Genomic DNA, 25,195 nt, shown 5'->3' with positions numbered 1-25,195 from the left:
ACGATGGACAAAGGCGTGATCAACAATCCCAAGGCGTGGGAAGAGCTTCTGGCCCGCGCGGCCGGGGGGCTCGAGGTGCGCACGGACTCGCGCGCGGTCAACCCGGGCGAGATCTTCGTGGCCATCCCCGGCACCAAGAGCGACGGCGCGCGCTTCGTGCCCATGGCCCTGGAGCGCGGGGCCGCCTACGTGGTGGCCTCGGCCTCCGCCGGGCTCGGGCCTGTTTCCGGCGCGGCGCTCGTCACCTGCGACGACCCCAGGGCCGCACTGGGCGAGCTGGCCGCGGCCCGCTTCGGCACCGCCTCGCTTCCCTTCCCGCTCTGCGGCGTCACCGGCACCAACGGCAAGACCACCGTGGCCTATCTGGTGGAGCACCTGATCCGCGAGAACGGCGGCCGCGCCGGTGTGCTCGGCACCGTGGAATACCGCTGGCCCGGCCACGCCGAGGAGGCCAGCCTGACCACGCCGGACTGCCTCAAGGTGCACTCCATGCTCTCGGCCATGGCCGCCGCCGGGGTCACGGGCGCGGTGATGGAAGCCTCCAGCCACGCCCTGGACCAGGGGCGCGTGGCGGGCCTGGCCTTCGACGCGGCCGTGTTGACCAACGTCACCCAGGACCACCTGGACTACCACGGCGGCATGGACGACTACTTCGCGGCCAAGCGCCTGCTCTTCACGCACTACCTGAAGGACCCGGCCGGGGCCGTGATCAACTTCGACGACCCGCGCGGCCGCGAGCTCCTGGACGCCATGCCCGAGGCCGTGGGTTACGGCCTGGGCGACGAGGGCGTTCCCGCGCACGCGCTTCGCGGGCGCATCCTCTCCCAGAGCGGGCAGGGCATGGAACTGGAGGTGAGCTTCGCCGGGCGCACCTGGCGGCTGAGCTCCCCCCTGGCGGGCGCGCACAACGCCTCCAACCTGCTGGCGGCCCAGGGCGCGGCCCTGCGCATGGGCATGGTCCCGGAGCAGATGGCCGTCCTGGCCGGCTGCGCGGGCGCTCCGGGCAGGCTCGAGCGCGTGCCCAACGACCGGGGGCTCGACGTCTTCGTGGACTACGCCCACACCCCGGACGCCCTGGAGAACGTGCTCAAGGCCCTGCGCGCGGTGGGTTTCGGCAAGGTGGCGGCCGTGTTCGGCTGCGGAGGCAACCGCGACCGGGCCAAGCGCCCCCTGATGGCCGCAGCCGTGGCCAAGTGGGCCGACGTGGCCGTGCTCACCTCGGACAACCCCCGCCACGAGGACCCGCTGGCCATCATGGACGACGCCCGCCCGGGACTGGCCGGGGCGAAAAAAATCATCGAGCACCCGGACCGCCGCGAGGCCATCGCCCTGGCGCTCAAGGAGATCAAGCCCGGCGACGCGCTGCTCGTCGCGGGCAAGGGCCACGAGGCCTACCAGCAGATCGGCGACGTGAAGCACCCGTTCAACGACGTGCAGGTGGTCAAGGAGCTTCTGGCATGAAGCTGACCGTCTCCGAGATCATGGCCGCCACGCAGGCCCGGGGCGACATCCGGCAATACGCCTCGGTCGAGCTGTCTTGCGTCGCCGCGGACAGCCGCGAGGCCCGGCCCGGCGCGCTCTTCTGCTGCCTGCCCGGCTCCAGGGCCGACGGGCACGACTTCGCGGCCAAGGCCGTGGAGGCCGGGGCCGGGGCGGTGCTGGCCGGCCGCGAGTTGCCCGAGGTCGCCGGGCGCGCGCCGGTGCTGGTGGTGGACGACGTGCTCGCGGCCATGGGCCTGCTGGCCCGGTTCTGGCGCAGGCGCACCAGGGCCGTGGTGGCCGCGCTCTCGGGCTCGGCGGGCAAGACCACGGCCAAGGAACTTCTGGCCTCCATCGTCGGCCGCATGGCCCCCTCCATCAAGAATCCCGGGAATTACAACAACCAGCTCGGCCTGCCGCTCTCCATGCTGGCCGCCTCCGAGGAACACCGCGTCTGGGTGCTGGAGCTCGGCATCAGCCGCCAGGGCGACATGGAGGAGCTGGGGGCCATCTGCGAGCCGGACCTGGCCGTGGTGCACAACATCGGCCCCGCGCACCTCGAGGGCCTGGGCGACCTGGCCGGAGTCGGCCGGGCCAAGGCCGCGCTCTTCGGCTTCGTGCGCCAGGGCGGGGTGGCCCTGGCGAGCGCCGACTACCCCGAGCTGTGGGAGGCCGCGCGCGCCGTGCGCCCGGACGTGCTGGCCATGTCCGTGCAGGACCCCACCGCCCCCTTCCATTGCCGCTACCTCGGGTGCGGCGCGGACGGGCGCGGGCTCTACCACCTGGTGCTCCAGGGCGAGGCCATGGACGTGGTGTTGCCCTGCCAGGGCGGGCACCTGGCCGAGAACGTGCTCGCTGCCGCCGCGGCGGCCAACGTGCTGGGCGCCACGCCCGAGCAGATCGCGGCCGGGCTCTCCGAGGCCGTGCTTCCGGCCCGGCGCTTCGACGTGAGCGACGAGGGCGGCTACACCGTCATCGACGACACCTACAACGCCAACCCGCTCTCCATGAAGGCCGCCGTGGACGCGGCGCGCGACATCGCCGGGGGCAGGCCCCTGGTGCTGGTGCTCGGGGAGATGGGCGAGCTCGGCGAGCACTCCGGCCCGGCCCACGAGGAGCTCGGGCGCTGCATCGCCGAGGGCGGCTGCGACGTGGTCTTCTTCAAGGGCTCCAAGGCTTCCCAGGTGGAGAAGGGGCTGCGCGCGGCCGGTTACGGCGGCGGCTTCCACGAGGTGGCCACGCCCGAGGACTTCGCCGGGCGCGTCGAGGAGTCCGGCCTGAAGGAGGGCGCGGTGCTCTTCAAGGGCTCACGCTCCCAGCGCATGGAGGAGTTCCTGGAGAGCTTCCGGGCCAGGCTCAGGGAGGGCAAAAGGTGATCTACCACATCCTCGTGCCCTTCGCCGCGCAGCTGACGCTCCTGAACGTCTTCCGCTACATCACGTTCCGCTCCATCGCGGCGTTCTCCACGGCGCTCGTCATCTCCATCGTGTTCGGGCCCAGGGTCATCCGCTGGCTGACCGCGCTCAAGTGCGGCCAGTACATCCACGAGGACGTGAAGGCCCACCAGTGCAAGGCCGGCACGCCCACCATGGGCGGGCTGCTCATGGGCATGGCCATCGCGGGCTCGGTGCTGCTCTGGGCGGATTTGACCAACGAATACGTCTGGATGACGCTCCTGGTGTTTTTGGGCTTCGGCGCCGTGGGCATGGCCGACGACTACCTGAAGGTGGTCAAGAAGCAGAACAAGGGCCTCTCGGCCAGAGGCAAGATCATCGGCCAGGTGGGCATCGCGGCCGTGGCCGTGGGCATCCTCATGGCCGACCCGGACTTCTCCACGCGCCTGGCCGTGCCCTTCTTCAAGAACGTCCAGCCGGACCTGGGCCTCTTCTACCTGCCCTTCGCGGTGCTGGTGATCGTGGGGGCCTCCAACGGCGTGAACCTCACCGACGGCCTGGACGGACTGGCCATCGGCCCCACGGTGGTGGCGGCGGGCATGTTCGCCCTGTTCGTGTACGTGGCGGGCCACGCGCAGATCGCGCGCTACCTCCAGGTGATGCCCGTCTCGGGCGTGGGCGAGGTCACGGTGTTCTGCGCGGCCATGGTCGGCGCGGGGCTCGGGTTCCTGTGGTTCAACGCCTACCCGGCCCAGGTGTTCATGGGCGACGTGGGCTCGCTGTCGCTCGGCGGGGCGCTCGGCTTCCTGGCCGTGGTCTGCAAGCAGGAACTGGTGCTCCTGATAGTCGGCGGCGTGTTCGTGCTGGAAACCCTCTCGGTGATCCTCCAGGTGGGCTACTTCAAGTTCTCCGGCGGCAAGCGCATCTTCAAGATGGCCCCGCTGCACCATCATTTCGAGCTCAAGGGCATACCGGAATCCAAGATCATCATCCGGTTCTGGATCCTCTCCATCCTCCTGGCCTTCGTGGCCTTGAGCACGCTGAAGCTGAGGTAGGCATGCAGGCGCTGGTGCACGGGAAACAGCTGGCCGGACACAAGGCCGTGGTGGTGGGTGCGGCCGTCTCCGGGCTCGCCGCCGCCAGGCTCCTGGCCGCGCTGGGCGCCGAGGTCCGCCTGCTGGACCGCAACCCCGAGGCGTTGGACGCCAAGGGCCGCGAGGAGATGGCTTCCTTCGGCGTGAGGATGGAGTTCGGGCCGCACAAGAAGGCCCACTTCGCGGGCGCGCAGCTGGTGGTGCTCTCGCCCGGCGTCCCCGTGGCCAAGCTCAAGGAATTTCTCGCCGCCTGCCCCGAGGCCCAGGTGATGGGCGAACTGGAGCTTGCCTCCTGGTTCACCCAGGAGCCCATCCTGGCCGTGACCGGCACCAACGGCAAGACCACCACGACGACGCTCATCGGCCACATCCTGGAACAGGCGGGCAAGGGCGTGTTCGTGGGCGGCAACATCGGCACGCCCCTGTCCTCCCACGTCCTCTCCGGGGAGCGGCGCGACGTGGCGGTGCTAGAGGTGTCGAGCTTCCAGCTCCAGAACGTGTCGAGCTTCCATCCCAGGGTCGGGGTGCTGCTCAACTTCTCTGCCAACCACCTGGACTACCACGCCGACGAGGAGGAGTACCTCCAGGCCAAGCTGAACCTTTTCGCCCGGATGACGGAAAACGACCTGGCCATCCTGCCCCTGGAGATGAAGGACGCCCTGGAAGCCAGGAATTTCACCAAGGCCCGGCGCGTGTACTTCACGGCCTCGGCCCGCTTCAAGGAGCACAACCTCCCGGGCGCGCACAACAGGGCCAACATGGAGGCCGCCTGGCTGGCCTGCAAGGCCTTCGGCGTCACCGACGAGCAGGCCGCCGCGGCCATCGCCTCCTTCAACCCGCTGCCGCACCGCATCCAGAGGATCGGGGAAAAGGGCGGGGTGACGTTCGTGGACGACTCCAAGGCCACCACCGTGGAGGCCATGCGCGCGGCCATCGAGACCTTCGACGCGCCGGTGCGCCTGCTGGCCGGGGGCGTGTTCAAGGGCGGCGACCTCGAGGGACTGATCCCGCTGCTCAAGTCCAAGGTGGCCCAGGTGGGCCTGTTCGGGGCCAACCGCGAGGTCTTCGAGAAGGCCTGGGCGGGCCAGATCCCGCTCTTCTGGGAACCCACCCTGGAGGGGGCCGTGGTCAGGCTGTACCGCGAGGCCTCGCCCGGGGACGTGATCCTTCTCTCGCCCGCCACCGCGAGCTTCGACCTCTACAGCGACTACAAGGCCAGGGGCCGCGACTTCGCGCGCATCATGCAGGGGCTGCCGGACGACAGGGAGGCCAGGCAATGAGCGTCTCCCAGGCCCACGTCCCCGCGTCCGCCCAGCCCCTGGCGGCCAAGAACGGCTTCGACTGGTGGCTGGCCGCCGTGGCCGTGCTCCTGGCCGCGCTCGGCGTGATCATGGTGCTCTCGGCCTCCGGGATCATGGCCGAGCGCATGGTCCACAACAAATACTTCTTCTTCAAGAAGCAGGCGCTCTTCTTCGGCCTGGGCGTGCTGATCATGTTCGCGGTGGCCTGGATGCCCAGGAAGATCCTCTACGGTCCGGTGTACCTCTGGCTCTTTCTGGTGCTTGGGCTCCTCGCGCTCACGCTCATCCCGCCGTTCTCGGTGAAGGCGGGCGGCGCGCGGCGCTGGATGAACCTCGGGCCCATGGTCCTGCAGCCCCTGGAGCTGGCCAAGGTGGTGCTGGTGTTCTACCTGGCCTACTTCTACTCCAGCAAGCAGGCCCTGGTGAAATCGTTCTCCGTGGGCTTCATTCCGCCGGTGGTGGTCACCGGGATGCTCGGGCTCGTGATGCTCATGCAGCCGGACTTCGGCGGCGCGGTGTTCATGGGCATGCTCTTCTTCCTGATGAGCCTGGTGGGCGGCACGCGCATCATCTACCTGGCAGTTTCCGGGCTCTTCGGCGCGGCGGCCGGGGCGCTCCTGGTGATGAACTCGCCCTACCGCTTCAAGCGCTGGTTCGCCTTCCTCGATCCCTTCCAGGACCCGCAGGGCACCGGCTACCAGCTGGTGCAGTCCTTCTACGCCTTCGGCTCGGGCCAGATCACGGGCGTCGGCTTCGGCTCGGGCAAGCAGAAGCTCTTCTACCTGCCCGAGGCCCATACCGACTTCATCATGGCAGTCACCGGCGAGGAACTCGGGTTCATCGGCGTCTCCGTGGTGCTCTCGCTGGTGGGCATGCTCATGTGGCGCTCCTTCCGGGTGGCCCTGGCCCAGGACGACCTGCGCGACCGCTTCACGGCCTACGGCATGACCCTGGTGCTGGGCATCGGCTTTTTGCTCAACCTGGCCGTGGTCACGGGCTGCGTGCCGCCCAAGGGCGTGGCCATGCCTTTCCTCTCCTACGGCGGGTCGAGCCTGATGAGCGCGTTCTTGTGCGTGGGCATCCTGCTGAACCTCTCGAGGGGGAAGACGCGGTGAAGCGGGCCATGTTCACCACCGGCGGCACGGGAGGCCACATTTTTCCGGCCCTGGCCGTGGCTGCCGAGCTTCGCGCCATGCACCCGGGCGTGGAAGTGCTCTTCGTGGGCGGCGAAGGCCCCGAGGGCAGGCTCGCGCGCGAGGCCGGGCTCGAATTTCGCGGGCTGCCGGTGCGCGGCGTGCTCGGGCGCGGGATCAAGTCCGTGCCCGCCGTGGCGCGCATGGCCGCGAGCCTTTTCTCGGCCCTGGGGATCGTCAGGAGCTTCAAGCCCCAGGTGGTGGCGGGCTTCGGCGGCTACGCCGGGTTCTGCCCGGTGCTGGCGGGCTGGATGCTCCGGGTGCCCACGGCCGTGCACGAGCAGAACAGCGTTCCAGGGGCCACCAACCGCATCCTGGGCCGCGTGGCCGACAGGGTGCTCGTGACCTACCCCGACGAGTCGGGGTCGTTTTCCTCCGGCAAGGTTCTCCTGACGGGCAACCCTGTCAGGCCGGAGATCGCCGGCTTCGTCAGGACCGGACCCTCGCGGGTGGTGCCAAGAAGGGTCCTCGTCCTGGGCGGCAGCCAGGGGGCCAAGGCCGTCAACCGGGTGGTGGTGACGGCCTGGCCCCGTCTGGCGGAGGCCGGATTCGAACTGTGGCATCAGACCGGAAGCAGCGACTACGAGTCCGTGGCCAACCTGTACCGGGGAATGCCGGGCGTGCGCGTGGAGCCCTTCATCACTGACATGGCCGGGGCGTACTCCTGGGCCGGGCTGGTGATCGGCCGGGCCGGGGCCTCCACCCTGGCGGAGCTGGCCTGCATGGGCCTGCCCTCGGTGCTGGTGCCTTTTCCGCACGCCACCCACGACCACCAGGGCGTGAACGCCTCCTACATGGAGCGCGCGGGCGCGGCCGTGGTGGTCAGGGAAAAGGACTTCAACGGCAAGATGCTCGCGGAGCTGGTGCTGGACCTCTTCGCGCGGGAAGCGAAGCTCCGGGCCATGGGCGAGGCCGCCCTGTCCCAGGCCAGGCCGGACGCGGCGAAGGTCATCGCCGCCGAGTTGACCAGGCTGGCCGCGTAACGACCAAGACAACGGGAAAAGGAACCGAGAGTGGGCGACCAGGAAATCAGGATGTATCCGGCGCGCGGCATGCGCACACAGGTGAGCAAGATCCACATGGTGGGAATCGGCGGTTCGGGCATGTCCGGCATCGCCGAGGTGCTCCTGAACCTCGGGTACACGGTTACCGGGTCGGACATGGCCCTCTCGGACACGGTCAAGCGCCTGAAGCGCCTGGGCGCGGACATCTCCATCGGCCACGGCCGGGAGAACCTGGGCCACGCCGACGTGGTGGTCAAGTCCACGGCCATCACCGAGTCCAACCCGGAGATCGAGGAAGCCCGCCTGCGCGGCGTGCCCGTGATCCCCAGGGCCGAGATGCTCGCCGAGCTCATGCGCCTGCGCGCGGGCATCGCCGTGGCCGGAACCCACGGCAAGACCACCACGACCTCGCTTCTGGCCACCATCTTCTCCGAGGCCGGGCTCGACCCCACCGTGATCATCGGCGGGCGCCTGAACGCCATGGGCGCCAACGCGCGCCTGGGCGAGGGCCAGTACCTGATCGCCGAGGCCGACGAGTCCGACGGCTCGTTCCTCTGCCTGTCGCCGGTGATGACCATCGTGACCAACGTGGACGCCGACCACCTGGACTTCTACCGGGGCGGCATCGACGAGATCGACGCCAGCTTCGTGCGCTTCTGCAACTCCATCCCCTTCTACGGCGTGAACGTGGTCTGTCTGGACGACCCGGGCGTGAAGCGCATCCTGCAAAGGGTCAACCGCCCGGTGCTGACCTACGGCGTGTCCGACCCCAAGGCCCGGCTCAAGGGCAGGGTGCTGGAATCCGGGGCGGTCTCGCGCTTCGAGGTCAGCTTCGACGGCGCGCACTGGGGCGAGGTCACGCTCAACCACCCCGGGCGCCACAACGTGTTGAACGCCCTGGCCGCCATCGGCGTGGCCATCGAGGCCGGGCTGCCCACCGAGGCCGTGATGCGCGCCCTCTCGGGCTTCGCGGGCGTGGGCAGGCGCTTCGAGAAGAAGGGCGAGCGCGACGGGGTGATGGTCATCGACGACTACGGGCACCACCCGGCCGAGATCAAGGCCACCCTGGCCACGGCCCGCTCCTGCTACCCGGACCGCCGTCTGGTGGTGCTCTTCCAGCCCCACCGCTTCACGCGCACCCAGGCCCTGTTCGGCGACTTCTGCAAGTCCTTCGAGGACGTGGACGAGCTCGTGCTCACCGAGATCTACCCGGCCTCGGAAAAGCCCATCCCGGGCGTCTCGGGCCAGAGCCTGGCCCAGGGCATCCGGCAGGTCTCCAGGACGAAAGTGACTTTCGTTCCCGATTTCGAGACCGCCCTGAGCACGCTTACCGTGCTGCTGCGCCCCGGCGACCTGCTGGTGACCCTGGGCGCGGGCAGCGTGTGGAAGGTGGGCGTGGATTACCTGGAGGGGGGCCGTGGCCATTAGCCTGCTGCCGGGACCCAAATTCTCCGAGCGCACCACGCTGCGCCTCGGGGGACGCGCGCGCTGCGAAGTCGCGCTCGAAACAGCCGCGGACGCGGACGGGCTGGCCGAGGCGTTGCGCGCCCAGGACGCCAGGCCTTTCGCCCTGGGCTGGGGCAGCAACCTGCTGGCGGTTGACGGCGAGATCGGCCTGGCCGTGGTCAGCCTGGCCCCGCAGGGCCCGGAAGTGGTCGAGGACGCCCAGTGCTGCGGCTCGGGAAGCGAAGGGCGCGTCACCGTGCGCGCGGGCGGCGGGCTCATGCTGCCCAAGCTCGTGAACTGGGCGGCCAAGGCGGGCCTCTCGGGGCTCGAGAGCCTGGCCGGGATTCCCGGCACCGTGGGCGGGGCCGTGGCCATGAACGCGGGCAGCTACGGCTCGGACACGGCCGGGCTTCTGACCCGGGTGCGCATCTGGGACGAGGCGGACGGGCTTCGCTGGATCGGCCCGGGGCAGTGGTCGGCCGGGTACAGGAAGTTTTCGCCAGAAGGCGCGGCAGGCTTCTGGCTGGCCCTGGAGGCGGAGCTCAGCCTCGCGGCCGCGAGCCCGGAGGCCGTGCGCAAGGCGGTGGACGAGACGCTCGCCCGCAAGAAGGCTACCCAGCCCGTGAGCGCGGCCACATGCGGGTGCGTGTTCAAGAACCCCGAAGGGGCCAGCGCGGGCAGGATGCTCGACGAACTCGGCTTCAAGGGCAAAAGCCTGGGCGGGATGTGCTTCTCGCCCATGCACGCGAATTTCCTGGTGAACGAGGGCCGGGGCACGGCCAAGGCCGCCCTGGAACTCGTCGCCAAGGCGCGCGAAGCGGTGAAGGCGGCTTTCGGCGTGGACCTGGAACTTGAAGTGAGGGTGGTCCAATGAGCGGTTCCTCCCGCGGCTCCTCCAGGCTCGGGGTCGGCTCCTCGCGCAACCGCAACGCGCACTCCTACGGCGGCGGCGCGGACCGGCGCTCCAGGGTCGTCTCGGCGCGTTCCGGCGGGCGCGAGAGCCGCCTGCCCCTGGCCAAGGTCAAGGTGAACCGCAGCAAGGGGCCGAGCTTCGACGTGGCGGGCAAGATCTCGCTCATCGGCGGGCTCTTCACCAGGCTGTGCTCGCTGGTGCTGGCCTGCGTGGTGCTGGTGGCCGTGTCCGTGGGGCTTTTGGCCGGGTACCGCTGGCTGACCACCATCGACTACTTCACCATCCGCGACATGCAGATCACGGGCGTGAGCCGGATGAGCCGCGACGACGTGCTGGCCCAGGCGGAGCTGAAGGCGGGCATGAACCTGCTGGCCGTGAACATGGAGAACGTGGAGGCCATGCTCACGCGCAACCCCTGGATCGAATCGGCCCAGGTGACGCGGGTTTTGCCCGACACGCTGAAGATCAGGGTCGTGGAGCGAGCGCCCAGCTACCTCGTCCAGTACGAGGATTCGCTCTGCTACGCCGACTCCGAGGGCCGGATCATCGACACCGTGAAGGCGGACCAGTTCGTGTCCCTGCCCCAGGTGGAGGTGGAATCCGGGATGGAGCGGCACCTGCCGCTTTTGGACGACCTGCGCAAGGCCATCGCGGCCAGCCAGACCCCGTTCGCCCTGGAGCAGGTGGCCTGGATCAGGCTCTCCTGGAGATACGGCCTGGAAGTGCGGCTCATGGACCGCAACGTGCTGGTCTGCGTGGGCGTGGACGACTGGAAGAACAATCTGGCCCACATGGGGCTGGTGTGGGCCAACCTGGCCAAGCGCGGGGAGCTCGACCTCACGGCGATCATCTCCGCGCAGAACAACAAAGTCTGGGTGGAAAAGCACGGCTGAACCCCGGACCGTGCAGGACCGTGCCGGCAGGCGGACGCGCCGGACAAAGCCCGGGACCAAACAGCCTCAAGAGGGAAGGACACGAGGGGGACTCGCAATGGCCAAGGCTTCTGAACTCATCGTCGGACTGGACATAGGCACCACCAAGATATGCGCCGTGGTGGGAGAGCTCTCGCCGGAAGGCGTGGACGTGGTGGGCATCGGCGCCGCTCCGTCCACGGGCCTGCGCAAGGGCGTGGTGGTCAACATCGAACAGACGGTGGCCTCCATCAAGCGCGCCCTGGAAGAGGCCGAGCTGATGGCCGGCTGCGAGATCCGCACGGTCTACGCGGGCATCGCCGGAAGCCACATCAAGGGCTTCAACTCCCACGGCGTCATCGCCGTCAAGGGCGGCGAGGTGACCCAGAAGGACGTGGAGCGCGTGCTGGACGCGGCCAAGGCCGTGGCCATCCCGCTGGACCGCGAGGTCATCCACATCCTGCCCCAGGAGTACATCGTGGACGACCAGCGCGGCATCGCGGACCCGCTGGGCATGGCCGGGGTGCGCCTGGAGGTGAAGGTGCACATCGTCACCGGAGCGGTGACCAGCGCCCAGAACATCATCCGCAGCTGCCACCGCGCGGGCCTGGACGTGGCCGACATCGTGCTGGAGGCCCTGGCCTCGGCCAAGGCGGTGCTGACCGAGGAGGAGCGCGAGATCGGCGTGGCCCTGGTGGACCTGGGAGGGGGCACCACGGACCTGGCCGTTTTCTCCAACGACTCCATCAAGCACACCTCGGTCCTGGCGCTTGGCGGCAACAACCTGACCAACGACATCGCCTTCGGCCTGCGCACGCCCATGGCCAGCGCGGAGAAGATCAAGATCAAGTACGGCTGCGCGCTCTCGGACCTGGTGCGCAAGGACGAGGTAATCGAGGTGATCAGCGTGGGCGGGCGCGAGCCGAGAAGGCTCTCGCGCCAAGTGCTCTCGGAGATCTGCGAGCCGCGAATCGAGGAGATGCTGGCCCTGGTGGACCAGGAGCTCATCAAGTCCGGGCTCAAGAACTCCATCGCGGCGGGCGTGGTGCTCACGGGCGGCACGGCTTTGATCGAGGGCATCCAGGAGCTCGGAGAGCAGATTTTCAACCTGCCGACCCGCGTGGGCTACCCCATGCGCGTGGGCGGCCTCAAGGACGTGGTGAACAGCCCGATGTACGCCACGGCCGTGGGGCTTCTGATGTACGGCGCGGAAAAGGAAGGCACGGACAAGCGCTTCCGGATCCGCTCCGACGAAAAGGTCTTCAACCGCATCCTGGGCCGCATGCGGAAGTGGTTCGTGGATGTGAAGTAGGAAAGAGGCAGAGGTTATGTTCATTCAGGGGGATCTGTTGAAAGAGCAAGGAGAAGGGAGCATGGACATCTACGACATCGATTTCGAATCCAACGCGCGCATAAAAGTGGTGGGTGTGGGCGGCGGCGGCGGCAACGCGGTGAACAACATGATCTGCTCCGCCCTGCGCGGCGTGACGTTCATCACCGCCAACACCGACATCCAGGCGCTCAACAAGTCCAAGGCCGAGTTCAAGATCCAGCTGGGCGACAAGCTGACCAAGGGCCTGGGCGCGGGCGCCAACCCGGATTGCGGCCGCGACGCGGCGCTCGAATCCATCGACCAGATCCGCAAGTCCATCTCCGACGCGGACATGGTCTTCGTCACCGCCGGCATGGGCGGCGGCACGGGCACGGGCGCGGCCCCGGTCATCGCCCAGGCCGCCAAGGAAGCGGGCGCGCTCACCGTGGGCGTGGTCACCAAGCCCTTCTATTTCGAGGGCCGCAAACGCCTGAACGCCGCCGAGAAGGGCATCGCCGCGCTGCGCGAGCAGGTGGATTCCATCATCACCATCCCCAACGACCGCCTGCTGACGCTCGCCTCCAAGAAGGCCACCTTCATGGAGATGCTCAAGAAAGCCGACGAGATCCTCTACTACGCCGTGAAGGGCATCTCCGACCTGATCATGGTGCCGGGCCTCATCAACCTTGACTTCGCCGACGTGAAGGCCGTGATGAGCGAGATGGGCCTGGCCATGATGGGCTTCGGCGTGGCCCGGGGCGAGAACCGCGCCAAGGAGGCCGCCCAGAAGGCCATCACCAGCCCCCTGCTGGAGGACATCACCATCGACGGGGCCAAGGGCGTGCTCATGAACATCACCTGCTCGCCCGACCTGACCATCGAGGAAGTGGACGAGGCCGCCTCCACCATCACCGAGGCCGTGTCCGACGAGGCCAAGGTGTTCTTCGGCACCGTGTTCGACGAGAACGCGGGCGACGAGATCCGCATCACGGTCATCGCCACTGGCATCGCCACGGCCGAGGAGATGGCCCGCGGCCAGGGCCTCGGCGGCAAGGTCAGCGTGCACCCCGCCGTGGCCCAGGCCGTCGCCCACCACGCCCAGCCCCAGGCTGCCGCCCCGGCCCCGCAGCAGGAACCCGCGCCCAGGCCCCAGGAGCCCCGCCAGGACATCAGGCAGGAGATCCGCCACGACCGCCCGCACGAGTCCCAGCCCGGCGGCGCCGTGAGCACCCGCACCGAGCGGATCATGGCCTCGCGCCACAACGACCTGACCATCCCGGCCTACCTGCGCCGTGGCCGCAAGGGCTCCCCCGACCCGGCGGGCATTGCCCAGTACAAGACGCACACCCCCGGCTCCGAGGACTTCGTGTTCGACGAGGACGAGTTCGAGGTGCCCGCGTTCATCAGGATGCAGGCCGACTAGGACGTAAGATAGTTTCCCGTTGCCTGCGGCCCGAAAGTCTGAAAATGTCGGATGAGGCCGTGGACGCCCCCGGCCTGGGTGGAAGGAAAAACAGTGCGGAAATCCCCCTGGAACGCGTTCCCGGGGTTGCAAAATGTGCCTCTGGGAGACACCTTGAGGAGGTGAGCTTAAAAACACGCATCGTCCATTTCGACGGCCAAGCGCCTGATCTGCCGGACCCCGGCGGCAGGCTCCCGGTTGCGCTCGCCTTCCCTGGTAATCCCCGTGCGGCCCTCTCCGCGCTCGGGTGGCAGGCGGTGTACCGGCTGGCCGGGCAAAGCCCCTGGCTTGTGGTGGAGCGGTTCTTTCTTTCCGCAGGAAAGACCGTTCCGAGGTCCCAGGATTCGTCCTCCCCCCTGGACGCATTTCCCTTGGCGGCCTTCTCCCTGGGGTTCGAACTGGACGCGGCGGTGTTGACGCAGGCTCTCGAAGCCTCTGGTGTCCCTCTCCTTGCGAGCCAGCGGCCCGGTTATCCCATCCTAGTGGGAGGCGGGCCGCTGGCCTTTTTGAACCCCGCTCCCCTGGCCCCGGTGCTGGACGCCTGGTTCGTGGGCGAGGCCGAGGCGGGCTTCGTCCCGGCCCTGGAGCGGGCGGCGGAAATGGTGCTCGCAGGCGCCGCCAAGGCCGACGTGCTGGACGCCCTGGCCTCGCTGCCCGGATTCTACGTGCCCGGGCGAAGCGCGCTTCCCGTGGCGCGCGTGCGCGCGCAGGGAGGGCGCGTTCTGGCCGACCCGGCCTGCTCGAGCTTCGTGAGCCACGAGGCCGAATTCAAGGACACCCTGCTTTTGGAGGTCAACCGGGGCTGCCCGCACTCCTGCCGCTTCTGCGCGGCCGGTTTCGTCTACCGCCCGCCCAGGCAGGCCACCCTGGAAGACCTCAAGGACATCGTGTCCCAGACCAGGCCCAAGAAGGTCGGGCTCGTGGGCACGGCGCTGACCGACTGGCCCGATCTGGGCGTGTTCCTCTCCTGGCTGGTGGGCGAGAAGACCAAGTTCACACTTTCATCGGTGCGCGCCGACGGCGTGACCGAGGAACTCTTGGGCATCCTGCGAAACGCGGGGCTTCGCACCCTGACCATGGCCCTGGAGGGCCCGAGCGCGCGCATCAGGGCGAAGATCAACAAGAACCTGGACGAGGACGAGTTTTTGCGCGCCGTGGAGCTGGCCGCCAAGCGCGGGGTGAACCACCTGAAGACCTACCTGATAGCGGGCTGGCCGGGCGAGGAGGACGCGGACTACGAGGAGCTCTCGCGCTTCCTGGCCGAGGTCTGCAAGGCGGGCAAGGTGGGCGGGGGCAAGAAAGGCATCGGGCACATGACGCTCGGCGTCAATCCGCTGGTGCCCAAGCCCTGGACGCCCATGCAGTGGGCCCCCATGGCCTCCGAGGCGGCGCTGGAGGAGCGCCTGGCGTCCATGGCGGCCATGGTCAAGCCGCTTCGCGGGGTGCGCCTGGAGGGCGAGAAGCCCTTCTGGGCCAGAGTGCAGGGGCTCTTCGCCAGGGGCGGGGAGGAACTGGCGGAATTGGCGATAGAGGCCGGCAGGCACGGCTGGCGCAAGGCCATGGAGGCCTGGAGGGGCGACTGGGCCCGGGAGCTCGAGCGCGAGCGCGGCCGCGACGAGGCTTTCCCCTGGGAGTGCGTGGATGTGGGCGTGGGGCGCGAGGCCCTGTGGCGCGAGTGGGAGCGCTACAAGGCCGGAAAGCTGACGCCCAAGTGCCCGCCCTCCGGCTGCGGCCGTTGCGAGGCCTGCGGGGACGGCGCGCCGTCCCCGGACGAATGAGCCCGGGCCGCTAGGCCTGGGCCTCCTTGCGGGCCTGCTCCTGGGCGAAGCCCACGAGGTTGGGGATGTCCAGGATCACGGAGACGCCGCCGTCGCCGTTGACAGTGGTCCCGGAGATGAAGCGCACGGACTTGAACACGTCGGCCAGGGGCTTGATCACGGCCTGCTGCTGGCCCACCACCGCATCCACGGCCAGCCCGATCATCTTTCCGTCCACGCCGGTGATGACCACCCGCTCGTACCCGGGCTGCTCGCCCGGCACCTCCAGGAGCCTGCGCACGCTCACGCACGGGATCATCCCGCCCCGGTGCTCGATGGAGCCCACCGTGGGCGGCGCGCCGTCCACGTCGCGCTCCTGGCAGGCCTCGATGTCCGCCAGGGGCAGCACGAAGAGCTCCCTGCCCACGCGCACCTGGAGCCCGTCGACGATGGCCAGGGTCAAGGGCAGGCGGATGGTCAGGCGGGTGCCCTTGCCCACGGCGCTGTCGATCTCCACGGAGCCGCGCAGGGCCTCGATGTTGCGCTTGACCACGTCCATGCCCACCCCGCGCCCGGAGACGCTGGTGACGGAGCGCGCCGTGGAGAAGCCCGGGGTGAAGATGAGCCCCAGCACGTCCTTGTCCGCCATCTCCTCGCCCGGGGAGATGATGCCCTTCTCCACGGCCTTTTCCTTGATCCTGGCCGGGTCGATTCCCTTGCCGTCGTCGGTGATGGTGATGAGGATGTTGCCGCCCGAGTGCGCCGCGTCCAGCACGATGGAGCCGCGCTCGGGCTTGCCCGCCAGGGCGCGCTCGGCGGGAGGCTCCAGGCCGTGGTCGATGCTGTTTCGCAGGATGTGCACCAGGGGGTCCTTCAACTGGTCGATGACGTTCTTGTCGAGCTCGGTCTGGGCCCCCAGGCCCTCGAACGCGGCGGACTTGCCCACGGTCTCGCACAGGTCGCGCACGAGGCGGCGCAGGGTGCCGTAGATGGACCCGATGGGGATCATGCGGATGCCCAGGGTGTGGTCGCGCATCTCCGAGACCAGGCGCTGCAGGTCCTCGGCTATGGAGCGCAGGGAGGAACCGCCGGAGACGGACGCGGCCTGGCTCAGGCGCGACTGCACGATCACCAACTCGCCCACCAGGTTGACCATCCTGTCCAGGCGGGCCGAATCCACGCGGATGCTGGCCTGGGAGGCCTGCCCGGGCTGGGCGGCCGCCTGGGCCCCCGGGGGCGGCGAGGCGCGCAGGCTGACCTTGGCGGCGATCCACTGGGCGAGCTCGTCGCGGACGAAATCGAAGGGCCTGTCCGCGCAGGCGTCGATCATGGCCGTGAGCTGGGGGATGTCCGAGGAGCGGATGGGGCCCGGGCTTATCTGGGCGATCTCGAGTCCGCCCTCGTCGGCCACGAAGATGAACACGTCCCTGGCCGCGTCCTCGCCCTTGTCAGTGACCAAGAGGACGTCCCACCAGACGTAGGACGTGTGCGGGTCAAGCTCCTCGATGGCGGGCACGTCCCCGGTCCGGCTCGACACCCACATCCTGCCCAGGCCGCCCAGCTCCTCGAGGAGCCGCAGGGGGTCGTTGCCCGAGAGGAAGGTGCCCGGAGAGGGCTTGTAGCGCAGAAGGAACGTGGCCTCCCGCCCGGGCTGGGTCGTGTCCTGGCTCGAAGGCCCCGCCTGGAGCCCGGGCCCGCCGGGCGTTTTCAGGTGGCGGGCGAAGCGTTCCATGAGCTCGTCGGAGGCCGCCACCAGGTCCGGCCCGGGCTCGGGCGCGGCCAGGAGCCGGGTGATGTGGTCCTTGGCCGCGAGGGCCAGGCCGAGCAGGGTGGAGTCGAGCACGATCTCGCCCGCGCGGGCCTTGTCGAACACGGTCTCCACCTCGTGGGCGAAGCGGGCCAGTTCGTCGTGGCCGAACATGGCCCCGGAGCCCTTGATGGTGTGGATGCTGCGGAAGAATGTGGCGATGTGCTCCACGCTGGAGGGGTCGTTCTCCAGTTCCAGGAGCGCGATCTCCATGGCGGACAGCAGTTCCTCGGCCTCCTCCTTGAAGAGCGACGCGGCGTCCATGCTCATGAGGAAGCCCCCTCCGGGGAGGCCAGCCCGGGAAGGCCGCAGCGGCCGGCGGCCTCGGCCAGGCCTGGCGGCAGGTTGGGGACGAGCGAGAGCCCGGCGGCCTGGCACGCCGGGCTTTTGCGCAAGGCCAGGATCAGCTGGCAGAACGACATGTCGATCCTCGTGACCGACGAGAAGTCGAGCTCCACGGGCCCGCCTTCCCGTATCGCGGCCAGAAGCCCGTCCCGCAGCTCCTCGGCGCGGGCCACGGTGCAGTCTCCCTCGAAGCGTATGCGCACGCGCTCACTCCCTTCCGGCCGTGGGCCGGCGGCCGTCATTCCGCGCCGGGGCCTTCGCCCAGCGCCCGGCTGACCTCGCCGATCGCGATCAGGTCCTCGGCGCCGAGCACCTTGGCGATGTCCAGGACGAGCAGGAACCTGCCGCCCACCTTGCCGATGCCGCGCAGGAAGTCGGTGTTCACCGAGGCCCCCATGGACGGCGGCGGCGCGATGGCGTCGGGTTCGAGCTCCAGGACCTCCTTGACGGAGTCGGCGATGGCCCCGAGCACCATCAGTCCGTCTCCCTTGGGGATCTCCACGATGATGATGCGCGTGTGCACCGTGTGCGCGGCCTCTTCCATGCCGAAGCGCAGGCGCAGGTCCACCACGGGCACGGCGGCCCCGCGCACGTTGACCACTCCCCGGATGGAGGGCGGGGTGTGGGGGATGCGGGTTATCTCGGTCATGTCCAGGATTTCCCGGACCACGCCGATGTCCAGGGCGAACATGTCCTTGCCCAGGGTGAAGGTCAGGAAACGGTTCGATAGGGTCAGCTGGTTGTCTGCCATGGCGGTACTCCAGGATGACGCGCTAGAAGCGCTCGAAGTTGTCGTCCTGGTCGTCGTGCTGGCCCATGGCCAGTTCGACGCCGCCGGACTTCCTGCGCTCGGCCGGGGCCGAGGGCCGCGCGGGCTGGGCCATTGCGTCGCGGCGCGCGCGCCCCTGGGGCAGGGCGCGGGTGCGGGTCCTGGTTCCGGCGTCGTCGATGCGGAAGTAGGAGATCAGGCTCTGGAGCTGCTGAGCCTGGGAGGAGAGCTCCTCCGAGGTGGAGGCCAGCTCCTCCGAGGCCGAGGCGTTCTGCTGCACCACCTGGTCGAGCTGCTGCAGGGCCTTGTTCACCTGGGTCGCGCCCGCGTTCTGCTCGTTGCTGGCGGCGGTGATCTCCTGCACGAGCTCCGAGGTGCGCTGGATGTCCGGCACCAGCTTGCCCAAGAGTTCGCCCGCGCGCTCCGCAACGGCCGTGCTGCTGGCGGAGAGCTCGTTGATCTCGGCCGCGGCCTGCTGGCTGCGCTCGGCCAGCTTGCGCACCTCGGCGGCCACCACGGCGAAGCCCTTGCCGTGCTCGCCCGCGCGCGCGGCCTCGATGGCCGCGTTCAGGGCCAAGAGGTCGGTCTGGCGGGCGATCTCCTCGATGATGGAGATCTTCTGGGCGATCTCCTTCATGGCGCCCACGGTCTTGCCCATGGCGTCCCCGGATTCGCGCGCGTCCTGGGCGGCCTTGGAGGCGATGGCCTCGGTCTGGCGGGCGTTGTCGGCGTTCTGGCTGATGCTGGAGGCCATCTCCTCCATGGACGCGGAGGACTCCTCCAGGGCCGCGGCCTGCTCGGTGGTGGCCTGGGAGAGGTTCTGGGAGGAGGAGCTCATCTGCTCGCTGCCCGTGGCCACGTTCTCGGCCGAGGAGTTCACCTCGGAGACGATCTCGGAGAGCTTGGCCACCATGGCGCGCAGGGACATGAGCATGGTGTCCTTTTCGGAACGCGGGGTCACCTGCACGGTGAGGTCGCCGCCCGCGATGCGCTCCATCAGGTCCGCCACCTTCTTCTCGGCGTCGGCCACGCCGCGCATGGCGTCGGCCAGGATTCCCACCTCGTCCTTCTGGACCACGTCCAGCTGCTGCCCCAGGTCGCCCTGGGCGAGGTGGTGGGCGAAGCTCACGCCCTTGGTGATGGGCCGGGTGATGTGCAGGGTCAGCAAAACGCCGATGGCCAGGGCGAGCACCACGCAGACCGAGCCCGTGGTCAGGATGATGCCCCTGGTCCTCTCGGCCTGGGCCAGGGCGGCCTTGGTGTATTCGCTGGCGGCCTTATCGTTGAGCGCGGAGATGTCCTCGATGGCCTTCTCAACCGCCCGGTAGGTCTCGCGGGCTTGGCCCATGGATATGCGCATGGCGGCGTCGTGTTCGCCCTTGCGCACCAGGCCGATGATCTCCTGGTCGTCCTTCTTCCACTTGTCCCAGGCGGAGACGAACGTCTTCCAGAGCAGCTCCTCGTCCTTGTCGCGCGGGGTGGCCTCGTACATCTTCCAGCCGCGCTCGGCCTCCTTGTGGTTGCCCTCCCACTGGGTGAGCTGGCTCTGGAGCTCCTTGGGGTCGCCGGAAATCTCCTTGATCAGAAGCGAGCGTTCGCGGGTCTGCAGGGACGACTGGGCGTTGTTCAAGATGCCCAGGCCCATGACGCTGGGCAGCCTGTTGAGGGCCACGTCGCGCAGGGCCTCGTCCGTGGCGCTGATGCCCGAATAGGCCACGTAGCCCAGGATAGCCGTGAGCAAGGCGATGGTGGCGAATCCGCCGGTGAGCTTGAAGCCGAGCTTGATGTTCTTCATACGTCCTCACTTCCTCAAGACATGTTCCCAGTGGGCGCGGCCCTCATCCGCGCAGTCCGTGGCCGCCGCACGGCAGCGGGGAACAGGCCCCGCTCTCATGCCCGATATCGAATATGGTATTGAAACGACTAAAAATTGTACAGCAAAGATTACAGCAATGATATGTAAGGCCAATCCTTGGTGTTCCGGTTTCCGTCGAAGGTTCGGGGGGCCGGAACAGCCGGGCTCGCGGCCGGGAAGGATGCCCGGGCCTCTCGAGGCCTCGGCGGGGCACGTCGGGAAATGGACTTCAGGATAGCACATCCGGGGCGAAGCGCCAGCGGGAAAACGTTTTCCCGGGGGCCGAGGCGGCGTGAAAATGGGAAGATATCGTTACCGGCGTGGAAACATTCGTAACCGGCTCCGGGGCGTCCCGTGGAAACACCTCGAAATCGTTGGCCAACGATTTTGGCACGTTCCGTGATGTAGGCGGGCAGGAGGTGTGCAGTCATGAAACACCTGATACTCGCGGCCGTCATGGTGGCGGTCATGGCCTCGCAGGCGAACGCCTATTCTTCGGGCCTGTCCTGGGGGTTCAACGTCTCTGTCGGCAACCCCGCCCCCCCGCCGCCGCCCAGGGTGTACGTGCGGGAGTACTACCCGCCGCCTCCGCCGCCAGCGGTGGTCGTGGTGCCTCCGCCGCCCCCGCCTGCCTACGTGTACGAGTACAAACCCTGGCACAAGCACAAGCGGCACCCGCACTACTATCGCGGCTGGTAGAAAAAAGGCCGGGAGGCCCTCGCCTCCCGGCCGCCTGCTTCTCAGCCCGGCTTGCGGTCGATGCCCGTGACCACGAAGACCCTGGCCGGGGCGTCCTGCCTGCCCTGCTCCATGGGGTCCTCAGGCCCGGCCTGGCGCACGATCTCCTTGATCTCCTTGGCCGCGGCCAGGCGCACCTTCTCGTCGTCCGCCTCCAGGAGGCTCTCCAGCACGTCCAGGACCTTCTCGCCCAGAAGCCTCGAGGCCCTGGCCCCGGCGTTGCCCCCGGCGGGCGTTTTCTTCGCGCGCGCCATGGGCCCTCACTTCACGGCCTGGCGCACCAGCTTCTCCCAGGCCGCCACGCAAAGCCACACCAGCCCGCCGCCCACCAGGGAGGTGAGCACCGCGCTCACCACCTGGCTGCGCAGGGAGAACGCCCCGCGCAGGAGTTGGTGGTGCCTGGAGTGCTCGTGCGGGGCCAGGTCGCACGACGAGCAGCAGCCCGGGCGCATCAGCCCTTCTTCCAGGGCCTCGCGAAGGGCGTCCTTGATGAGCGGTTTGAGCTCCTCGCCCACGGGCCCTACCTGACGGGCTCGGAGGTGAAGACGCGCAGCGCCGCGTTGGCAACGGCCAGGATGCCGGCCTGGAGCGCCGGGTCCATCGCGGACTTGCCCACCCCGGCCTGGACACCGAGCGCGGCGATGGCCGCGAAGTTGGTCCAGAGCGTCTTCGAGGCGTACCACTTCTTGGTTTTCATTTCCTTCTCCCGTGAGACTTGCGCCACTTCCACGGGGGCACCGGGCGCTCCCCGGCCCAGAGGCCGAGCTTCCTGGCCTTGGCAAAGGCCTGGGCCAGCTGGAGCCCGTAGCAGTCGCGGCAGTATTTCGTGTAGACCCAGGCGTGCCCGCTCTTCACCATCAGGGCGTTGAGCTCCGTGCCGTCGGGCAGCAGGACCACGCCGACCACGCGGCCGTAGTCGTCCCTGTCCTTCTTTTCCACGCGCACGGTCCTGCCCTGGGCGTGGGAGGCCAGGAAGTCCCTGGCGTCCTCGCCCCCCGGCTGGGAGAGTTCGGGCGCGTCAATTCCGAAGAGGCGCACGCGCTTGCCCGACACGGTCACCGTGTCGCCGTCGTGCACGCCGGACACGGTACCGGTGAAGGCCCATGCCTGGGCGGCCATTGCCGTCACGATCAGAAACGAAACCAGCGTCTTCTTCATTCGGGCCATTTTCCGCCAAGGGCCTTGGCGATCTTGTCCACGTAGGACTTGTTGACGAAACGCCCCTGGCCGTCCAGGCGCGCGCTGCCCGCGTTGTAGGCCGCGACCACGCCCGGCCAGCCGTGTCGGGCGTGCTCGCGCCCGCGCAGCCTGGCCAGGAGCCTGCACCCGTATTCCAGGTTCAGGGCCGGGTCCGCCAGTTCCGCCAGGAAAGGACCCGTGAAGCCGAGCCCGCGAGCCGTGGCCCCCATCACCTGCATGAGCCCCCACGAGAACGCCCGGGCCCTGCGCTCGGTCTCCCGCGAGCACGGGGGCGCGGCGCGCACGGACGCGTCGTCCTTGACGTAGCGTTCGTAGAAACCCGGTTCATGGCGGAAGGCCCACGCGTCGCCTCCCGACTCCACCTTCACCACCGCCGCCACGAGGTTTGCCGGAAGGCCGTGCCTTCCCGCGGCGTCCGCGATGAGCGTCTGATGCTCCATGTCGCCTCCCGGCTCAAGCGTTCTTTCCACGGACCGGCCGCGCGAGTCGGCTCGAGGCTTGCGGGTCCGTCCGGGCCGCGTCCGTGGATGGAGGGCATGGTACGCAAAAGCGCGCGCGCGAAAAGGGTACATGGGGCCATGGCCCCATGTACCCGGGGGAGGGTCAGGATTCGTCGCCGGGTTTGTCCGGGGAGAGGGGCAGGGCGATGGTGAAGGTCGCTCCCTGCCCGGGGGCCGAGTCCACCGTGAGGGTCCCGCCGTGGTTCCCGGTGACGATGTGGTAGGCGATGGGCAGGCCCAGGCCCGTGCCCTGCTCCGGGCCCTTGGTGGTGAAGAGCGGTTCGAAGGCCTTGCGCCGCACCGCCTCGTCCATGCCCGGCCCGTTGTCCTGGATCTGGAGCACGGCCAGGCCGCCCTGGCAGCGGATGCGCAGGGTGATGCGCGGCGGGTCCGCCCCGGGGGAGCCGTCCAGGGCGTGGGCCGCGTTCTGGAGGAGGTTGAACACCACCTGTTCGATCTCCGAGGGCGAGCAGGGCACAGGGGGCATGTCCGGCTGGTAGTCCCGCACCAGTTCGACGCGCCTGAAGTCGTACTTCTTCTTCAGGTCGTAGTCGGCCGAGGCGATCTCCACTGCGTTGTCCACGATCTCGGGCAGGCTCGCCGGGACCTTGTCCGGCGAACCCTTGCGCGCGAAGCCCAGCATGTTGCGCACGATGCGCGCGGCCCTCTCGCCGGACTGGGAGATGATGTCCAGGCATTCAGGGATGTTGCGCTGTATGAGGTAGGCCTGGAGTTGCTCCATGGAGAATCCGGCCCGGCTGGCGGCCTCCTGGTTGGGCTTGATCCCCGGGTCGAGCCTGCGGCGCAGATTCTGGGCGGACTGGAGGATGCCCGCCAGGGGGTTGTTGATCTCGTGGGCCATGCCCCCGGCCAGGCTGCCCATGGAGCGCATCTTCTCGGTCTGCATCATGATCTCTTCCATGTGCACGCGCCTGGTCACGTCGTCCATGCGCAGCACCACGCCCTCCGTGCCGTTGGCCACGAGCGGGTAGGCCAGCACGTCCAGGTAGAGCGTCCCGTCCTCCTGGGCCATGGCCTGCTTCTCGAGCACGGCCGTGCGTTTCTGGCTGAGCAAGGACTCGATGCCCTCCATGCGCGCCGCGAACCAGGGGAAGGCCTGTTCGAGGGTCTTGCCCAGCGCTTCCGGGGCTCCGTGCCCGCTCAACTCCTCCGCCGCGCGGTTCCAGTGGGTCACCAGGCCCTGGCGGTCGATGCCCACCACGGCCGAGGGCATGGACTCCAGGATGTTCGCCAGCATGCTCCGTGTCTTGCGCAGCTCCTCCCTCGTGGCCTCGGCGCGCCTGCGCGAGCGGTGCAGGCTCTCGGTCAACGCGCTGATCATGGCTCCGGAGGCGAGCATCACCGCCACCTGAATGATGTTCTTGGGGTCGGAGAGCGACAGGGCGAACAGGGGAGGCATGAGGAAGTAGTTGGCCAGCAAGGTGGCGAGCGCCGTGGCGAAGAGCCCCGGCCCAAGCCCGCCGGCGTAGGCCGAGACGATGACCGGCATCGTGTAGAGCACGAGCATGGTTTCTTCCCCGGCGGCGAACCCCAGGGCGTACCGGGCGAGCAGGGCGGCCAGGCAGAGTGCGGCGGCCAGGGCGTAGCACGCCCAGGGCCTGCGCGCGGGCGCGTGGGCCTCGCGGTCGGGGCCGCCTTCCCCCGGAGAGGGGGGATTGGCGCCGCTGCCTGAAATGACCGGAAGCATCGCGCGTCCTCCGTGTTTTGGCGGTCCGGCCGCGAACATGCGGCGCGAAGAGTGCTGATGACTCGATAGCCGCCTCCGCGCGGATTATCAAACCCGGATGGAAGCCCCGGCCAGGCGGCGGCGGGGCGGGCGCGGCTCGCGAGGAAGGGCCGGCAAAGTTCCGGGGGGCTTCTGGCCTGCCGGGGCGGCCTGTGTTACAGTCTTGCAAGAGAAAAAGCCCCGCAAAGGACGACACCGATGGGAAAGCTGAGAGACCTGCGCAAGGCCGTGCTGGAGGCCCTGACCGCCGAACCCTGGCCCTCGGGCCTGGAGGCCCTGGACGCGCACCCGCCCAAGGCGCTCATGGGCCCCTTGTTCGCCTGCCTGCTGGAGCCGGATGCGCTCACGCGCTGGCGCGCGGCCACGGCCTTCGGCCGGTCCATGGCCCGGTTGTTCGGGCAGAAGCCCGAGGACGCCCGCCAGCTCATGCGCCAGCTGATGTGGCGGCTCAACGAGGAGTCCGGCAACATCGCCTGGGGCATCCCCGAGGCCTTCGGCGAGACCCTGGCCGCCGAGCCCGCCCTGGCGCGCGAATACCACCGCGTGCTGGCCTCCTACATCCACGAGCGCGACTGCCCCACGGGCGACACCTTCATCGACCACTGCCCCCTGCGCCGGGGCGTGTACTGGGCCCTGGCCAGGGTGGCCGAGGCCAGCCCGGGGCTCGCGCTCCCGGCCCTGCCGGACCTCGTCCTGACCCTGTCGGCCGAGGACGGCGAGAGCCGGGGCCTGGCCGCCCTGGCCGTGGGCAGGCTCTTGCCCGTCACCGGAGAACAGGCCCCTGCCGCCAGGGAGGCGCTTTCGCGCCTGGCCGGGGACGCGGAGCGCTTCGAGCTCTACCGGGACGGGCGCCTGGGCACGGTCACGGTGGGGATGGTGGCCACGGAAGCCTTGGGACAGGTCCCTTGACTATTTTTCAAGAATAATTACTAATCAAGTCATGGTACGAATTTTATTCGCGATCCCAG

The 25,195-nt window shown here is 69.0% G+C and carries 24 protein-coding genes; 14 read left to right on the top strand and 10 right to left on the bottom strand.

Going from position 1 to position 25,195, the window contains the following annotated elements; all coding sequences use genetic code 11:
* The first annotated feature begins 3 nt into the window (after nt 1-3).
* From ACZ5V4_RS07350 to ACZ5V4_RS07295, 12 genes are all read left to right on the top strand, one after another.
* Nucleotides 4-1,461, top strand: coding sequence for a UDP-N-acetylmuramoyl-L-alanyl-D-glutamate--2,6-diaminopimelate ligase (locus ACZ5V4_RS07350; RefSeq protein ID WP_464317530.1), 1,458 nt, complete (start codon nt 4-6; stop codon nt 1,459-1,461).
* The gene (locus tag ACZ5V4_RS07345) at nt 1,458-2,855 is read left to right on the top strand and encodes a UDP-N-acetylmuramoyl-tripeptide--D-alanyl-D-alanine ligase (RefSeq protein WP_464317529.1); all 1,398 of its coding nucleotides are present in this window, start codon (nt 1,458-1,460) and stop codon (nt 2,853-2,855) included. Before ACZ5V4_RS07350 ends, ACZ5V4_RS07345 begins: the two co-directional genes overlap by 4 nt.
* A complete protein-coding gene (gene mraY / locus ACZ5V4_RS07340) occupies nt 2,852-3,928 on the top strand; it encodes a phospho-N-acetylmuramoyl-pentapeptide-transferase (protein ID WP_464317528.1) in 1,077 nt (358 codons plus the stop codon). Before ACZ5V4_RS07345 ends, mraY begins: the two co-directional genes overlap by 4 nt.
* A gap of 2 nt (nt 3,929-3,930) precedes the next feature.
* Nucleotides 3,931-5,247 (top strand): UDP-N-acetylmuramoyl-L-alanine--D-glutamate ligase, encoded by a 1,317-nt coding sequence (gene murD, locus ACZ5V4_RS07335; protein ID WP_464317527.1) that lies wholly within the window; start codon nt 3,931-3,933, stop codon nt 5,245-5,247.
* The gene (gene ftsW / locus ACZ5V4_RS07330; RefSeq protein WP_464317526.1) at nt 5,244-6,383 is read left to right on the top strand and encodes a putative lipid II flippase FtsW; all 1,140 of its coding nucleotides are present in this window, start codon (nt 5,244-5,246) and stop codon (nt 6,381-6,383) included. The genes murD and ftsW overlap by 4 nt, the downstream gene beginning before the upstream one ends.
* An 8-nt stretch (nt 6,384-6,391) precedes the next feature.
* Nucleotides 6,392-7,444, top strand: a complete 1,053-nt coding sequence (gene murG, locus ACZ5V4_RS07325; protein ID WP_464317525.1) for an undecaprenyldiphospho-muramoylpentapeptide beta-N-acetylglucosaminyltransferase — start codon at nt 6,392-6,394, stop codon at nt 7,442-7,444.
* Nucleotides 7,445-7,513: 69 nt separating this feature from the next.
* The gene (gene murC, locus ACZ5V4_RS07320) at nt 7,514-8,893 is read left to right on the top strand and encodes a UDP-N-acetylmuramate--L-alanine ligase (RefSeq protein WP_464317815.1); all 1,380 of its coding nucleotides are present in this window, start codon (nt 7,514-7,516) and stop codon (nt 8,891-8,893) included.
* Nucleotides 8,883-9,785 carry a UDP-N-acetylmuramate dehydrogenase gene (gene murB / locus ACZ5V4_RS07315; protein ID WP_464317524.1) on the top strand — a complete coding sequence of 301 codons (903 nt, stop codon included), beginning with the start codon at nt 8,883-8,885 and terminating at the stop codon, nt 9,783-9,785. The genes murC and murB overlap by 11 nt, the downstream gene beginning before the upstream one ends.
* A complete protein-coding gene (locus tag ACZ5V4_RS07310; RefSeq protein ID WP_464317523.1) occupies nt 9,782-10,717 on the top strand; it encodes a cell division protein FtsQ/DivIB in 936 nt (311 codons plus the stop codon). Before murB ends, ACZ5V4_RS07310 begins: the two co-directional genes overlap by 4 nt.
* A 97-nt stretch (nt 10,718-10,814) precedes the next feature.
* A complete protein-coding gene (gene ftsA / locus ACZ5V4_RS07305) occupies nt 10,815-12,047 on the top strand; it encodes a cell division protein FtsA (RefSeq protein WP_464317522.1) in 1,233 nt (410 codons plus the stop codon).
* A 61-nt stretch (nt 12,048-12,108) separates the two neighbouring features.
* Nucleotides 12,109-13,470, top strand: a complete 1,362-nt coding sequence (gene ftsZ, locus ACZ5V4_RS07300; RefSeq protein WP_464317521.1) for a cell division protein FtsZ — start codon at nt 12,109-12,111, stop codon at nt 13,468-13,470.
* Nucleotides 13,471-13,631: 161 nt separating this feature from the next.
* A complete protein-coding gene (locus ACZ5V4_RS07295; RefSeq protein WP_464317520.1) occupies nt 13,632-15,287 on the top strand; it encodes a radical SAM protein in 1,656 nt (551 codons plus the stop codon).
* 10 nt (nt 15,288-15,297) lie between these two features.
* On the opposite strand, the gene ACZ5V4_RS07290 is transcribed toward ACZ5V4_RS07295, so the two are convergent.
* Genes ACZ5V4_RS07290 through ACZ5V4_RS07275 form a run of 4 tightly spaced genes read right to left on the bottom strand, consistent with a single transcriptional unit; the run spans nt 15,298 to nt 19,982 of the window.
* The gene (locus ACZ5V4_RS07290) at nt 15,298-17,343 is read right to left on the bottom strand and encodes a chemotaxis protein CheA (RefSeq protein WP_464317519.1); all 2,046 of its coding nucleotides are present in this window, start codon (nt 17,341-17,343) and stop codon (nt 15,298-15,300) included.
* Nucleotides 17,340-17,621 carry an STAS domain-containing protein gene (locus ACZ5V4_RS07285; protein WP_464317518.1) on the bottom strand — a complete coding sequence of 94 codons (282 nt, stop codon included), beginning with the start codon at nt 17,619-17,621 and terminating at the stop codon, nt 17,340-17,342. The genes ACZ5V4_RS07290 and ACZ5V4_RS07285 overlap by 4 nt, the downstream gene beginning before the upstream one ends.
* Before the next feature lie 35 nt (nt 17,622-17,656).
* Nucleotides 17,657-18,169, bottom strand: a complete 513-nt coding sequence (locus ACZ5V4_RS07280) for a chemotaxis protein CheW (protein ID WP_464317517.1) — start codon at nt 18,167-18,169, stop codon at nt 17,657-17,659.
* A 22-nt stretch (nt 18,170-18,191) separates the two neighbouring features.
* Nucleotides 18,192-19,982 (bottom strand): methyl-accepting chemotaxis protein, encoded by a 1,791-nt coding sequence (locus ACZ5V4_RS07275; RefSeq protein ID WP_464317516.1) that lies wholly within the window; start codon nt 19,980-19,982, stop codon nt 18,192-18,194.
* Between the two features lie 489 nt (nt 19,983-20,471).
* On the opposite strand from ACZ5V4_RS07275, the gene ACZ5V4_RS07270 reads away from it, so the two are divergent.
* Nucleotides 20,472-20,741 (top strand): hypothetical protein, encoded by a 270-nt coding sequence (locus ACZ5V4_RS07270; protein ID WP_464317515.1) that lies wholly within the window; start codon nt 20,472-20,474, stop codon nt 20,739-20,741.
* A gap of 41 nt (nt 20,742-20,782) precedes the next feature.
* On the opposite strand, the gene ACZ5V4_RS07265 is transcribed toward ACZ5V4_RS07270, so the two are convergent.
* From ACZ5V4_RS07265 to ACZ5V4_RS07240, 6 genes are all read right to left on the bottom strand, one after another.
* On the bottom strand, nt 20,783-21,034 hold the full coding sequence (locus tag ACZ5V4_RS07265; protein ID WP_464317514.1) for a hypothetical protein: 252 nt from the start codon (nt 21,032-21,034) through the stop codon (nt 20,783-20,785).
* 6 nt (nt 21,035-21,040) lie between these two features.
* Nucleotides 21,041-21,295, bottom strand: coding sequence for a hypothetical protein (locus ACZ5V4_RS07260; RefSeq protein ID WP_464317513.1), 255 nt, complete (start codon nt 21,293-21,295; stop codon nt 21,041-21,043).
* 5 nt (nt 21,296-21,300) lie between these two features.
* Nucleotides 21,301-21,477, bottom strand: a complete 177-nt coding sequence (locus ACZ5V4_RS07255; protein WP_464317512.1) for a hypothetical protein — start codon at nt 21,475-21,477, stop codon at nt 21,301-21,303.
* A complete protein-coding gene (locus ACZ5V4_RS07250; protein ID WP_464317511.1) occupies nt 21,474-21,938 on the bottom strand; it encodes a thermonuclease family protein in 465 nt (154 codons plus the stop codon). Before ACZ5V4_RS07250 ends, ACZ5V4_RS07255 begins: the two co-directional genes overlap by 4 nt.
* Nucleotides 21,935-22,420 carry a transglycosylase SLT domain-containing protein gene (locus ACZ5V4_RS07245; protein ID WP_464317510.1) on the bottom strand — a complete coding sequence of 162 codons (486 nt, stop codon included), beginning with the start codon at nt 22,418-22,420 and terminating at the stop codon, nt 21,935-21,937. The genes ACZ5V4_RS07250 and ACZ5V4_RS07245 overlap by 4 nt, the downstream gene beginning before the upstream one ends.
* 163 nt (nt 22,421-22,583) lie before the next feature.
* On the bottom strand, nt 22,584-24,188 hold the full coding sequence (locus ACZ5V4_RS07240) for an ATP-binding protein (protein WP_464317509.1): 1,605 nt from the start codon (nt 24,186-24,188) through the stop codon (nt 22,584-22,586).
* A 237-nt stretch (nt 24,189-24,425) separates the two neighbouring features.
* On the opposite strand from ACZ5V4_RS07240, the gene ACZ5V4_RS07235 reads away from it, so the two are divergent.
* Nucleotides 24,426-25,136: a DVU0298 family protein gene (locus ACZ5V4_RS07235; RefSeq protein WP_464317508.1), complete on the top strand. Its 711-nt coding sequence runs from the start codon at nt 24,426-24,428 to the stop codon at nt 25,134-25,136.
* Nucleotides 25,137-25,195: the final 59 nt, after the last annotated feature.

It is taken from the genome of Fundidesulfovibrio sp. YSD1 (genome assembly GCF_055397115.1).
The sequence above is the reverse complement of the archived record's forward strand: the minus strand, read 5'-3'. Positions and strand labels throughout refer to the sequence as shown.